The sequence below is a fragment of the Pseudomonas paralactis genome, from assembly GCF_001439735.1.
Classification (GTDB): Bacteria; Pseudomonadota; Gammaproteobacteria; order Pseudomonadales; family Pseudomonadaceae; genus Aquipseudomonas; species Aquipseudomonas paralactis.
This window is the reverse complement of sequence record NZ_JYLN01000005.1, coordinates 36,306-51,308: the sequence shown is the minus strand read 5'-3', so window position 1 is coordinate 51,308 and position 15,003 is coordinate 36,306. Positions and strand designations below refer to the sequence as shown.

Below are 15,003 nucleotides of genomic sequence, written 5' to 3'. Positions count from 1 at the left end.
GGTCACTGCGGGTGACCTGGGGCTTTCTGGTTTGCCAGCGATTACTCCATGGCTGTCACAAAGCTGCGCACGAACTCGGCGTTGTCGATGATGCGTTCATGGTCCACGTCAATCATCACCGAGCGCACCACACACGCCCCGCCAATCGTCCTTTCCATGCTGGCTTCGATCAACGCCTTGTGCTGGCCCGCACGGCTCATCGCCGCCCACCAGCAACTCACTGGCGCCTTGAGTGGCTTGAAATCAGCCTGCTCCATGCGCTTGAACAACGCACGGTCAACCTCCCAGGAAACCTGCGCCTCGCTGCCGGCCAATAGTTCTTGTTTGATGTCGCCAAAGGCTTCACCCAGGGTTGCCTCGGCCCATTCAAGGAAATGTGCCCACTGCTCGCCTTGATCAACGCGGGTTACCTGAACAGCCTGCCAAGTGGTGTGAATTGCCTCGGCAAACGCCGGGAACATCTCCCCGAGCAACGCCACACGCCGTTCGTTATCGCAAACCTCGCTGTCATCGGTGGTGACGGCTGCGTCCCAATATCGGGTGAGCCAGCGCGGTGGCGAAGCGTCGATCCAGCCGACGAACTCCACCTGCCGCCCTGCTTGCTCCAGGCCGTAAGCGACCTCGACCGCGAGGTTGCCACCCAATGACCAGCCGGCCAAATGGAAGGCCCCCTCAGGCTGCGCCTCCAGCAACTGCCCGGTGTAGTCTTCGATCATCTCCGACCAGGAGGGTACTTCGGCGCCCTCCTCGGCCAACGCACGGCAGATCACCCCCACCACTGGCCGTTGCTCCCGCAATGCCAGGGCCACGGCTTTGTAACAGTGCACCGAACCGTAGCTGGGGTGAAACAGGTACAGCGGCGTGCCTTGGGTACAGCCGTTAAGAGGTACCAACAGCGATCGGCGCGTCGTGCCTTGCAGGCAACCGACCTGAGCGCGCACGGTCGGGTTGAGCATCAACTGGCTGACTGAAAGACCAATACCGCTGGCCTTGCGAATCCTCTCCTTGAGCATCAACACCAACAGCGAGTGGCCACCCAACTCAAAGAAGTTGTCGTTCAGGCCCACCGACTCCACGCTTAATACATCGCTCCAGATCGCAGCAATTTTCTGTTCCAGCTCGGTCTGTGGTGCTTCAAAACGCCAGGTTGACTGCGTGTCCGGCTTTGGCAATGCCCTGCGGTCCAGTTTACCGTTGGGGCCCAGTGGCATCTGGTCCACTACCAACCACTGCGCCGGCACCATGTAATCCGGCAGGTGCACCGCCAGGTGGGCACTGATGACTTCACGCCAATCATCACCCTGCTCCTGCAACACCAGGTAACCCACCAAGTGTTTGTCGTCCACCGCCAGCACCGCCGCCTCACGCACCCAATCGTGCTCCAGCAACCGCGCTTCGATTTCACCCAACTCGATACGCAAGCCACGCAGCTTGACTTGGTGGTCGATACGCCCGGCGTATTCGATCACGCCGTCTGCGCGATAGCGGGCCAGGTCGCCGGTACGGTACAGGCGCTCGCCCTGGATGAACGGGTGAGCGATAAAACGCTCCGCCGTCAGGCCCGGGCGACGGTGATAACCGCGCGCCAGCCCGACACCGCCGAGGAACAACTCACCCAACACACCCGCCGGGACAGGCTCGAAATGGCTGTCCAGCACATAGCAACCCAGGTTGGCGATCGGCTTGCCGATCGGTACAGCATCACGCCCTTCGTCCAGGCAGGTCCAGTGGGTCACGTCGATGGCCGCCTCGGTCGGGCCATACAGGTTGTAGAGCCCGGCCTGCGGCAACTTGGCGAACACTTGTTGCTGCGCATCCACCGGCAACGCCTCGCCACTGCACACGATACGCTGCAGGCTGGTGCAGGACGACACCTTGGTATCGAGCAAGAACGCTTGCAGCATGGACGGCACGAAATGCAGGGTGGTGACCTGTTCCCGATTGATTAGCTCAATCAGCTTGCCCGGATCACGATGGTCACCGGGCGCCGCGATCACCAGGCGTGCGCCGGTCATCAGCGGCCAGAAGAACTCCCATACCGATACGTCAAAACTGAACGGGGTTTTCTGCAACACGGTATCGCCCACCTCCAGGGCATACGCTTGCTGCATCCAGCACAGGCGGTTGGTCAATGCGCAATGGCGGTTACCCGCGCCTTTGGGCTGGCCGGTAGAGCCGGAAGTGTAGATCACGTAGGCGAGGTTTTCGCCATCGAGCGTGACGCCCGGGTTTGCCTCACTGTAAGTCTCTACGCCACCCTCACCCAATACCAGGGTTTGTACTCCGTGTGGAATCGGCAGTTGCTCGTGCAGGTGCGCCTGAGTCAGCAGCAGTTTTACACCGCTATCAGCAAGCATGTAGGCCAGGCGCTCACGCGGGTATTCCGGGTCTAGCGGCACGTAGGCGCCACCGGCCTTGAGCACCGCCAGCAGGCCGACGACCATATCGATGGAGCGTTCGACAGCCAGGCCGACCAGCACATCCGGGCCCACGCCCGCCTCAACCAAACGATGCGCCAGGCGGTTGGCGCGGCAGTTCAATTGGCTGTAACTCAGGCGCTGCGCCCCGAATGCCAACGCCGGCGCGTCCGGCGTCAGCGCGACCTGATATTCGATCAGCTCGTGCACGCCGCGATGCAGCGGGTACTCGCGTGCGGTCGCATTCCAGTCGTCGACGATCAGCTTGCGCTGGGCATCGGGCAACGACGGCAAGTCTGCCAGCCGCTTCACATGTGCCAACGTCAACGCCTGCAGCAACTGCTGAAAATGCTCGGCCAGATGGGCAATATCCTGCTCACCGAACGCGGCGTGATCGTAGTTGAACTCCACGGCCAGGCTGTCGCCCATGGCCAGCAAGACGGTCAAGGGGTAGTGAGTCTGTTCCAGGCTGTCCATCGCACCAAAATGCAAGCCGGCCGGGGCTCCCTGCTCCAGGGCCTCAGACACCGGGTAGTTTTCGAACACCAGGATGCTGTCGAACAACGCTTCGCCTGCCAGGCCGGCCCAGCGCTGGATGTCAAACAGCGGCGTGTGCTCCTGTTCGCGCAACCGCAGGTTTTGCGCCTGTACCTGCTGCAACCAGGTATCCACGCTCAATTGTGGGCTGGGCGCCGCTATCACAGGCAACGTATTGATGAACAGGCCGACCTGCTGCTCGATGCCTGCCAACTCGGCCGGGCGCCCCGCCACCGTCGCGCCGAAGGCCACCGTGTCGAGACCGGTATGGCGTTGCAGCAACAGCAGCCATGCGCTCTGCACCAGGGTATTAAGGGTGACCTTATGGCCTTGGGCAAACGCCTTGAGCTGCTCGGTGGCCGCCTGTCCCAGGCTCAGCCGGTGAATGCCGTTGACCTGGGCCACGGCCTGCTCATGCCTGCGCCCCCGCGACAGTCGTGTTGGCTCCTGCAGGCCGACAAGCTGGGCCTTCCAGAACGTTTCGCTGGTGGCCGGATCCTGGGCCTGCAACCAGGCGATGTAGTCACGATAACGCCCATTCGGCGCACGCGGCGACTCGCCCGCGTAGTACTGCATGACCTCGCCAAACAATTGGGAGGCACTCCAGCCGTCCATCAGGATATGATGGTTGGTGTAAATCAGATGATGAGTGTCGGCACCGGTACGCACCACCACCAGGCTCAGCAAAGGTGCCTGCTCAAGCACAAAGCCTTCGGTACGTGCGGACTGAGCCAGTGCATCGAGGGCCTCAAGGCGATCAACTCGATGTTGCCAATCGTGCTCGACCAACGGCACGCGCACCGACTTATAAACCACTTGCAGCGGCTGCCCGAGCTCGGTCTGCCAGATGAATGCCGTGCGCAGGATCGCGTGGTGCTCCACGGCCACCTGCCAGGCTGCCTGAAACCGTGCGACATCCAGCCCCTGCACGTCGACGCGCATCTGGTTGATGTAGTCGCCGGAACCCTGGCCATACAGAGATTGAAACAGCATGCCCTGTTGCATCGGTGACAACGGGTAGATGTCTTCGACACGGTTCAAGGGCAGCACCAAGCCATCCAACTGCGCTTGACTCAAGTGTGCGAGCGGGAAATCCGACGGCGTTGCGCCAACGCTTTCAGGCTGGCAGCAATGCTCGATCAGGGCCTTGAGTTCATCGGAATAGGCGTCGGCTAATGCCTGGATGCTCTGCGGCTCGAACATATCCTGGCTGAAACTCCACGTCAGGTTCAGCTCACCGCCATACACCTGGCCGTTGATTTCCAACCAGTTGCCCAAGGATGCCTCGGGGCTTTGATCGGCGCCGGCAGCATCACCGGATGGCGCGAAAAACCCCTGCTCCTGCGCGCCCTCAAAGCTGGTGTCGAACTGGCCCAGGTAGTTGAAGGTAATACGCGGCTGGGGCAGGCGAGCCAGGACTTCACGTACCGGTGCTGGCCCCAGGAAGCGCAACGCACCAAAGCCCAGGCCTTTGTCGGGAATTGCGCGCAACTGCTCTTTGATACCCTTCAGCGAGTCCTCCAGGGTTTGCGCAGGCGTCAGCTTGACCGGGTAGATGCTGGTGAACCAGCCAACCGTGCGGGTCAGGTCGACATCGTCGAACAGGTCTTCGCGACCATGCCCTTCCAGGCGGATCAGGGTCGACGCGTGTCCGGTCCAGCGCCCGATCACGCGGGCCAGCGCCGTGAGCAGCAAATCGTTGATCTGGGTGCGATAGGCTGCAGGTGCCTCCTGCAACAAACGACGGGTGTGAGTGGCGTCCAGATGAGTAGTCGCACTGGCCGCATGGCGATTGCTCAAGCTAGCACCCGGCCGGGCACCCGGCAGATCAGTCTCGGCGCCCTGCAACCGGGTCTGCCAACCTTCCAGCTCGAGGGTCAACGCTTCGCTTTGGGCGTGCTGCTGCAGGCGCAAGGCCCAGTCGCGGGCCGAGCTGGTCTTGCCCGGCAATACTACCGCCGCGCCACAGGCCAGCTGGCGGTAGGCAGTCTGCAGGTCTTCGAGCAGGATCCGCCACGACACGCCATCTACTACCAGATGATGGATGACCAGGAGCAAACGCTGGGAACCGTCGCCCAGTTGCGCCAGCACCGCACGCATCAAGGGGCCGTGAGTGAGGTCAAGGCTGCGTTGCGCCTCCTCACCCAGCGTTGTGAACGCGTCAATGTCGTGCACAGCGCGTTGCCACAGCACTGCGTCTGCCTGGTGCTGATCGGCACTGCGATACACGCCCTGCCAGCCACCCGCGCCCTGGATGAACTGCAAACGCAGGGCATCGTGGTGGACGAGCAACGCCTGGAGGGCCTGCGTCAGGGTGGCTGCTTCAAGATGCTCATGGGGCTGTAGCACCACCGACTGGTTCCAGTGATGGCGCTCGCAAATGTCATCGGAAAAGAACGTTTGCTGGATCGGTAGCAGCATCGTCTCCCCGCTCAAGGCAGCCTGGCTGATGCCCGGCCCTTCGACACCCTGGCGCGCAACACCGGCCAGGCTTTGTACGGTCTGGTGCAGGAACAGGTCCTTGGGCGTGAAGCGGATACCGGCCTGCCGCGCTCGGCTGACCACTTGGATCGAGATGATCGAATCCCCGCCCAACTCGAAGAAGTTGTCGTTCAGGCCCACTTGCGGCAGGCGCAACACATCGGCCCAGATCGCCGCAAGACGCAGCTCCAGCTCGCTCTGCGGTGCCACGTAGGCTTGCTGCAACAGGCTGACGTCCGGTTGCGGCAAGCCTTTGCGGTCGAGTTTGCCGTTGGGGGTCAATGGCATCTGCGCGAGGAACATGAAGTAAGTCGGCACCATGTAATCCGGCAGCCGGTTTTTCAGGGCGCGGCGCAGGCTCTCGCGGAACTCGGTTTGATTGGCCAGGCTGGCATCTGCCGGTACTACATAGGCCACCAGTTGTTTACCGGTCGGGCCTTCCTGGGCCACCACCACGGTTTCACCGACATTTTCCTGTTCGCGCAGGCGCGCTTCGATTTCGCCAAGCTCGATGCGAAAACCACGGATCTTCACTTGGTGGTCGACGCGGCCGAGGTAATCGACTACCCCATCCGGACGCCCACGCGTCAGGTCACCGCTGCGATACACGCGGCTGCCGGGCTTGCCGAACGGGTCTGGCACGAAACGCTCGGCAGTCAGTGCCGGACGCTCCAGATAACCCCGGGCCACGCCCTCGCCACCCAGGTACAACTCACCGGCCACACCGATGGGTTGCAGATTCAGTTGCGCATCCAGAACGTAACCGCTGCGGTTGCCCAGCAAGGTGCCGATGGGCGCGTAGACAGCGCCGCAGGGATCACCTTTACGGGCCTTCCACAACAGCGGTGTGACCACGGTTTCCGTCGGGCCGTAGCCGTTGAACAGGTATTTAGGCTTCAGCGCGCGCCACGCCAGGTCATAGCTGGCTTGAGCAACGGCATCACCGCCAAAGCAGTACACCCGCACTGCCGGTGGATTGCCGTCGCGCTCGGCATGTTCGGCCAACTGCTGCAGGTACACCGGCGGGAACACCGCCATGGTCACGTTATGGCGGTGCATCTGCTCGTAGGTGTATTCCGGCAGCCACAGGCTGTCGTCACGGATCAACACGCTGGCGCCGTTGATCAGCGGGTGCATCCAGCCTTCGTGGGAACCGTCGAAGGCAAAGGACATGAAGTGCAGTTCGCAATCGGCCGGTGAGGTTTCATAGCGCTCACCAGTGGCGATGATATGCGCCACCAGCGGACCGTGTGACACCGCCACGCCCTTGGGTAAACCGGTGGAACCGGAGGTGTAGATCACGTAGGCCAGGTTGTCGCCGTGTAATTGGACCCGCGGCGCCACATCGCGGTAGTGCACCCATGCCTTGAGATCGTCGATGGCCAGGCTGTCCAGGCCCTCGGCAATCGGCAGTTGTTGCTGCACCGCCGAATGGGTCAGCAGCAACTTGGCACGGCTGTCTTGCATCATGTACAGCAAGCGATCACGTGGGTATTCCACATCCAGTGGCACGTAGACGCCACCGGCTTTCATCACCGCGAGGAACGCCACCATGATCTCGGCACTGCGCGGCATGGCGATGGCCACCCGCACTTCCGGGCCGACACCACGGGCAATCAGCGCGTGGGCCAAGCGGTTGGCCTGGCGGTCCAGCTCGCCGTAGGTCAGTATCTGTGCATCGAACTTCACCGCCACCGCTTCGGGGTTTTGCCAAGCACGCTCGGCGAACAGCTCATGAACCAGTTGTCGGGCAGAAAAGCCTGACGCTGTACGGTCCCACAGTTGCAGGATCTGCTGGCGCTCAGCCGGGTCGAGCAGGTTCAAGTGGCCAATGCTCTGCTGAGGATGGGTAACCATGCCTTGCAGCAGGTTCTGCCAGTGACGGGCCATGCGCTCGATGGTCGAGGCATTGAACAGATCGGTGGCGTAACCCAGCGTTGCCCAGATGCCGTCGGTGCCTTCATGCACATCCAAGTCCAGATCGAAGTGCGCAGTCTGGCTCTCCCACTCCAGGCCTTCGACACGTAATGCAGATAATTGATGTTCGTTGCCGCCCAGCCGCGCTTCGGTCTGATGGTTGAACATCACTTGGAACAGCGGGTTGAGACTCAGGCTGCGCTCCGGTTGCAGCGCTTCCACCAGTTGTTCGAACGGCAGGTCCTGATGGTCCTGGGCTTGCAACGCACGTCGCCGGACCTGCTGCAACAGTTGCAGCACCGAGGTCTGCGCGTCGATATCGGCCTTGAGCACCTGCGTGTTGACGAAGAAACCCAGCAACCTCTCTGTCTCGACCCGGTTGCGGTTGGCAATCGGCACGCCGACGCGCACATCTTCCTGGCCACTGTAGCGGTGCATCAATGCCTGGAACGAGGCCAGCAACAGCATGAACATCGTCACTCCTTCGCGCTGCGCCAAGCCCTTGAGCTCTGAGACCAAAGCAGGTGGCAGCTCCACCAACAGGCGAGCGCCGCGATGGCTTTGCTCGGCCGGGCGCTGGTGGTCCAAAGGCAGCTCAAGCACGGGTTGTTCGCCACCCAGCAAATCCTGCCAATAGGCCAGTTGCCGCTCTTTTTCACCCGCGTCCATCCACTCGCGCTGCCAACGGGCGTAATCTGCGTACTGAATCGGCAAGGCCGGCAGTTGCAGGTCATGGCCCTGGCTGTAGGCGCTGTACAACTGCACCAGTTCATCGACCATGATCTGCATCGACCAACCGTCAGAGACGATGTGGTGCTGGACCAGCACCAACACATGCTCGTCGTCGCTCAGGCGCAGCAGCGTGGCGCGTAGCAGCGGCCCCGCTTGCAGGTTGAACGGCCGGGCAATTTCGGCCTCGACCTGCGCCTTGACCTGCGCTTGATCGCTGTGGACCAACGCAATCTCGACACGTGCCTGCGGCAGGATGACCTGCACGGTCTGCTCGTCGCCCTGATGCAGATGGGTGCGCAGGCTTTCATGACGCGCCACTATCGCATCGAAGCTGCGCTGCAGCGCAGGCAGGTCCAACTGCCCCTTGAGGCGCAAGGCGCTGGGCACGTGGTAGGCCGCGTTTTCGGGGTCCAGCAGCCAGAGGAACCACTGGCGCTCCTGGGCATAGGACAATACCAACGGCAGATCACGCGAAGCCGGCACCAACGCCGGCGCTGCCGCACCGCCACGTTTGCCTTCGGTGTGCAGCGCGGCCACAAACCCTTCCAGGCGTGGCTGCTCGAACAGTACCCGCAACGGCAACTCGATCCCCAGGTTGTGCCGCAGGCGCGAAGCCACTTGCATAGCCAGTAATGAATGACCGCCCAGTTCGAAGAAGTGGTCGCCCAGCCCGATGCGCTCGACACCGAGAATATCAGCCCAGATCGCGGCAACCTGCTGCTCCAGCTCACTGACCGGCGCCACCCACTGCCGGGCCGCCTGGCTCACCTGCGGGCGAGGCAGGGCATGGCGGTCCAGCTTACCGTTGGGGCTCAACGGCAACCGTTCCAGGAACATGAAATGCGCCGGTACCATGTAGTCCGGTAGCTCGTCACCCAGGCTTGCGCGAATCTGCTCACGCAATGCCGCCAGCTCGGCTTGCGGCTGGTGCGTGACCAGGTAGGCGATCAGTTGCTGGTCGGCGGCAATCACCAGTGCTTCGCGCACACAGTCCTGAGCGAGCAGGCGCGATTCTATTTCACCCAACTCGATACGGAAGCCACGCACCTTGACTTGGTGATCAATGCGGCCGATGTATTCGATCACCCCGTCGGCACGATAGCGAGCCAGGTCGCCGGTGCGGTACAGACGCCCGCCTGCCGGATCGAAGGGATCGGGGATAAATCGCTCGGCCGTCAGCGCTGCACGGTTAAAGTAACCGCGTGCCAGTAAAGGCCCGCCAATCACCAACTCACCGGCCACCCCCACAGGCACCGGATTCAGGCTCGCGTCCAGCAAGTAAATAGCGCGACCGTCCAATACGCGGCCGATCGGCATCATCTGCGTAACGGCTTCGCTGCCATCCACATAGCCTGCGCAATCCAAAGCAGTAACGGTGACGGTTGCTTCCGTCGGACCATAGGTGTTGAACAGCCGCACGTGGCCCAGCCCGGCATCACGCCAGGAGGCCAGCCCTTCTGGCGGCATTGCTTCACCGCCTGCATGCACCTGACGCAGGCGACCGTAATCGCGCACCCCACGCTCGGCAAAATCGCGCGCAATCAAGTGCCAATAAGCGGTGGTGAGGTCGACCACCGAAATATCATGTTCGATCAGTTGGGTGTAGAACGTGTCGCTGTCCCACAACTCACCGCCGCGCACTACAACCGCAGCACCACAGCACAGCGCTGGGTAGAGTTGTTCGACAAATCCATCGAAGTTGAAAGTGCCGAACTGCAGTACGCGATCAGCCGCGGTCAGCTCGAACAGCTCGATAAACACTTCGACATGGCGCGCCAACGAACCCTGGTCGATGCCAACGCCCTTGGGTCGCCCGGTCGAGCCGGAGGTGAACATCAAGTACGCCAGGTTAGAGGAGAATGCGCGCACCGCGGGGTCAGTCGACGGGTACTCGGCCAGCCATTCCTGGTCAGGCTCCAGGCAAATCAACGCCAGGCCAGTGCTGATCGGCAGGCGTTCGAGCAGCGCCTGCTGGGTCAGCAACAACTGCAAACCGCTGTCTTCGATCATGCATTGCAGGCGGTCCTGAGGGTATTGCGGGTCCAGCGGAACGTAGGCGCCGCCGGCCTTGAGCACCGCCAGCAGCGCGACGATCATTTCCAGCGAACGATCAACGGCCACACCGACCAGGCCGTCGGCGCTCACACCCTGCTCAATCAGTTTGTGCGCCAGGCGGTTGGCCCGCAGGTTGAGATCGGCATAGCTCATACGTCGCTGATCCATGATCAACGCGATGGCCTCGGGCTGGCTCGCCACCTGTTGTTCGAATTTGTCTAACACGCTATTGCAGGCTGCACGTGTCGGTTGCGGCGGGTTCCATTCGCACAGGATCTGCGCCTGTTCACGGCCACTCAGGATCGGCAAGTCGGCGACACACACATGCGCCCCGCTCACCACGCTGTGGAGCAGGTTTTGCCAGTGCGCGGCGAAGCGGTGCAAGGTACTGGCGTCGAAAAGCGCGGTGGCATAGGTCAACGAAGCCAGCAGACCTTCGGCAGTTTCTTCGGTATCCAGGCTCAGGTCGAAATGCGCCGTATGGCTGTCCCACGCCAGCCCTTCGACGCACAGGCCAGGCAACTGCTGGCTGTCACGATTGGCGTCGGCTGCGGACTGATGGTTGAACATCACTTGGAACAACGGGTTGTGGCTCAGGCTGCGTTCAGGCTGCAGGGCCTCGACCAGTTGTTCGAATGGCAAGTCCTGATGGGCTTGGGCCCCCAGCGCCTGTTCCTTGACCTGCTGCAACAACCGGGCAAAGGTCATGTGCCCGTCAATCTGGGCCTTGAGCACCTGGGTATTGACGAAAAAGCCGATCAGTTGCTCGGTCTCCAGACGGTTACGGTTGGCGATGGGCACGCCGACACGGATATCCGACTGGCCGGTGTAGCGGTAGAGCAACGACTGGAAGGAGGCGAGCAGCAGCATGAACATCGTCACGCCCTCGCGCTGCGCCAGGGCGCGCAAACCCTCGACCACCGAAGGCTCCAGCACCAGATCCAGGCGTGCCCCCTGGTAGCTCTGCATGGCCGGTCGCGGACGATCCAGCGGCAATTCGAGTACTGGCTGCACATCGTCCAGGAGCGCACGCCAGTAGGCCAATTGACGGTCCTTTTCACCCGCCTCCATCCAGGTGCGTTGCCATTGGGCATAGTCGGCGTATTGAATCGGCAGATCCGCCAATGTCGGCGCAAGACCCTGGCTGTAACAGGCATACAGGCTGACAAGCTCATCAACCATCACTTGCATCGACCAGGCATCCGACACGATATGGTGTTGAACCAGCACCAATACGTGCTCATTCTCGCCCAGTTGCAACAGTTTGATGCGTAACAGCGGCCCGGCCTGCAGGTCAAAGGGCCGGGCGATTTCGCCTTCCACCCAGGCTCGCAAGCGAACTGGGTCGGTGGAGCCCAGCACTTGATAGTCGATGACCGCAACAGCCTGCTCAAGCACGCGCTGGACGGTCTGCTCCGGGCCGGCGAAAAACACCGTGCGCAGAGTTTCATGGCGTTGAACCAACGTATCAAAGGCCCGTTGCAGCGCACCACGATCGAGCGTGCCCAGCAGGCGCAATGCGGCCGGAATATGGTAGGCCGCGCTCTGAGGCTCCAACTGCCAGAGGAACCACTGGCGCTCCTGGGCATACGACAGCAGCAAAGGCTGCTCGCGATCGGCCAGGGTCACCTGTGCCAAGGCTGCGCCCTGCTCACCCAGCGCCTGCACAAACGCCCCCAACACCGGCTGCTCAAACAGGCTTTTGAGCGCCACGTCGATAGCCAGCGCCTGGCGTACCCGCGACACCACGCGAGTCGCAAGCAGCGAGTGGCCGCCCAGCTCGAAGAAGTGATCCTCCAGGCCGACCTGTGGCACACCGAGCACTTCGGCCCAGATCGCCGCCACTTGCCGGGCCTTCTCGCCGACCGGTGCGACATAGCGTTTTTGCAGCAAACTGGCGTCTGGCTTGGGCAATGCCTTGCGGTCCAGCTTACCGTTGGGGGTCAACGGCAGACGTGCCAGGAACAGCATATGCGCCGGCACCATATAGTCCGGCAGTGCCCCGCGCAGGGCGACCTTGAGTGTTTCACGCAAAGCGCCCTGCTCGGCCTCCGATATCGCGGCGTGCGTCACCAGATACGCCAGAAGCTGGTCATTCTCGGCCATCACCACGGCTTCAAGGATCGCATGCTGCTCGCGCAGACACGCCTCAATTTCGCCCAGTTCAATACGGAACCCACGCACCTTGACCTGATGATCGACACGACCGATGTACTCGACTACGCCATCCTCGTGATAACGCGCCAGGTCGCCCGTGCGATACAGCCGCTTGCCGCTGCGGGCGAACGGATCAGGTACAAAGCGTTCGGCGGTCAACGCCGCACGGCCGTGATACCCCCGAGCCAGGCCGACACCACCAATCAGCAGTTCACCGCTGACGCCTACCGGGCATGGCGTGAGCTCGGCATTGAGGATAAACAGAGAGGTGTTGGCAATCGGCCGACCGACAAAAGGCAAGGGTTCCACGAGTGAGTGGGCCGCCGACCAGATAGTGGTTTCCGTCGGGCCATACAGGTTCCATACCGTGCCCTGCTGCGCCAGCATTCGCTGTGCCAGGTCGGCCGGCAATGCTTCGCCGCCGCACAGGCACTGGACCCCGTGCAGCAAGGCGCGGCGCTCACTGTCCAGAAGCATGCGCCAGGTCGACGGCGTGGCTTGCACCACGTTGATCGCCTGGTCATGCAGCAGGCTCAGGATCGCTTCAGGATCCTGGGACACCGACTTGTCCGCCACGACTACCGTGGCGCCCACCGACAGCGGAACGTAGAGTTCAAGGGCGAAAATATCGAAAGAGAACGTGGTCAACGACAGTAGCCGCGCCTGGGCGGCAATGCCCAGGGTACTGGCCATGCCCTGGGTGAAGCTGCTCAGCGCACCATGGAGCACCATTACGCCCTTGGGCTTGCCGGTGGAACCAGAGGTATAGATTACATAAGCCAGGTGTTCGCCGGTCAGCTCGATAAGCAGATTGTCACTGCTGTGGCGCGCGTCATCCTGCTCGTTGATGAACAGCACCTGCTGGTCGGCCGCCAGTGGCAAGCGTTCGTGCAGGTCGCCGGCAGTCAATAGGACACGTGCGCGACTGTCTTCAAGCATGAACGCCAGGCGTTCGGCCGGGAACTGCGGGTCAAGCGGTACATAGGCACCACCAGCCTTGAGGGTCGCCAGCAAGGCCAGCACCATGTCCACCGAGCGCTCCAGGGCCACAGCCACCAGCACGTCCGGGCCGACACCGGCCGCACGCAAGCGGTGGGCCAGGCGATTGGCGCGCTGGTTCAGTTCTGCGTAGCTCAGTGCCTGACCATTGCAGATCAGCGCCGTCGCGTCCGGGCGGACCTGCGCCTGGGCTTCCAACAGGCGATGCACACCCACATCCTGCGCGAATGCCTGATGCGTCTGGTTCCAGGCGCGCACCAGTTGCTGCCATTGACTATCGTCCAACAACGGCAGTTCACCGACCCGGCCATTGCAGTCCTGGACCACCAGGTGCAGCAAGCGGTGCCAATGCGCGAGGAAACGTTGCATGCCCGGCGCGTCAAACAGGTCGGTGGCATAGGTCAATGACGCCTGGATGCCCTCAGCTGACTCCTGGGTGTCGAGGTTAAGGTCGAACTGCGACGTTTTGCTTTCCCACTCCAGACCCTGCACGTGCAGGCCCTTGACGCTGCCGCCACTGCGCTGCGCGTCGGTCTGGTGGTTGAACATGACCTGGAACAACGGGTTATAGCTCAGGCTACGTTCCGGCTGCAGCGCTTCCACCAATTGTTCGAAGGGCAAATCTTGATGAGCCTGGGCTTGCACCGCGCGCTGGCGGGTTTGTTGCAGCAGCTCGCGAAAGGTCATCTGGCCGTCGATATCGGCCTTGAGAATTTGCGTGTTGACGAAAAAACCGATCAGCCGCTCGGTTTCCACCCGGTTACGATTGGCCACCGGCACACCGATGCGGATGTCAGCCTGACCGCTGTAGCGATGCAGCACGGCCTGGAACGACGCCAACAGCAGCATGAAAACCGTCACGCCCTCACGCTGCGCGAGGGTCTTGAGGGCCGACACCAGCGACGCTTCGAGTGTCAGGTCAAGCCGCGCGCCACGGTAGCTCTGCACTGCTGGGCGTGGCCGGGCCATCGGCATTTCCAGTACCGGTTGCTCGCCGCCGAGCATGTCGACCCAGTAACTCAGTTGGCGTTCGCGCTCACCGGCCTCCATCCAACTGCGCTGCCAGAGCGCATAGTCGGCGTACTGAATCGGCAAAGCCGGCAATTGCAGGTCTTGGCCCTGAATATAGGCGGCATAGAGTTGGACCAACTCGTCAACCATCACCTGCATCGACCAGCCATCGGACACGATGTGATGCTGCACCAGCACCAGCACGTGCTCCTCGGGCGCCAGGCGCAGCAGCTTGACCCGCAACAGCGGACCTTGCTGCAAATCGAATGGCTGGGCTATTTCAGCTTCTATGAGGTCTTTGAGCTGCCCTTCCTGGGCGTCGACCAGCGCAACTTCAACCCGCACCTGCTCGGCAATAACCTGCAAGGCGCTGTCGCCGTCCTCCTGTAAATATGTGCGCAGGCTTTCATGGCGCATCACTAGCGTGTCAAAACTGCGCTGCAACGCGGCCACATCCAGGTAGCCGCTCAGGCGCAAGGCCCTTGGTACGTGGTAGGCAGCGCTCTGCGGTTCCAGTTGCCACAAGAACCATTGCCGTTCCTGAGCATAAGAGAGCCGTAGCGGCTCACCTTCCTGGCGCTTGAAAACCGGGGCAATCTCAAACAGGTTGATGCCTTGCTGCTTGAGCATTACCGCCAATGCTTTCTTTTGTTGCGCCGAAAGTGAACCTACCGACTCGATTAATGCTTGCACGCCA

1 protein-coding gene is annotated in these 15,003 nt (G+C 62.0%); it reads right to left on the bottom strand.

What is annotated here, in order from left to right; all coding sequences use genetic code 11:
• Positions 1-41 precede the first annotated feature (41 nt).
• Complete coding sequence (locus tag TX23_RS14430; protein ID WP_244885957.1) at positions 42-14,999, bottom strand: non-ribosomal peptide synthase/polyketide synthase; 14,958 nt, start codon at positions 14,997-14,999, stop codon at positions 42-44.
• Between the last annotated feature and the right edge of the window lie 4 nt (positions 15,000-15,003).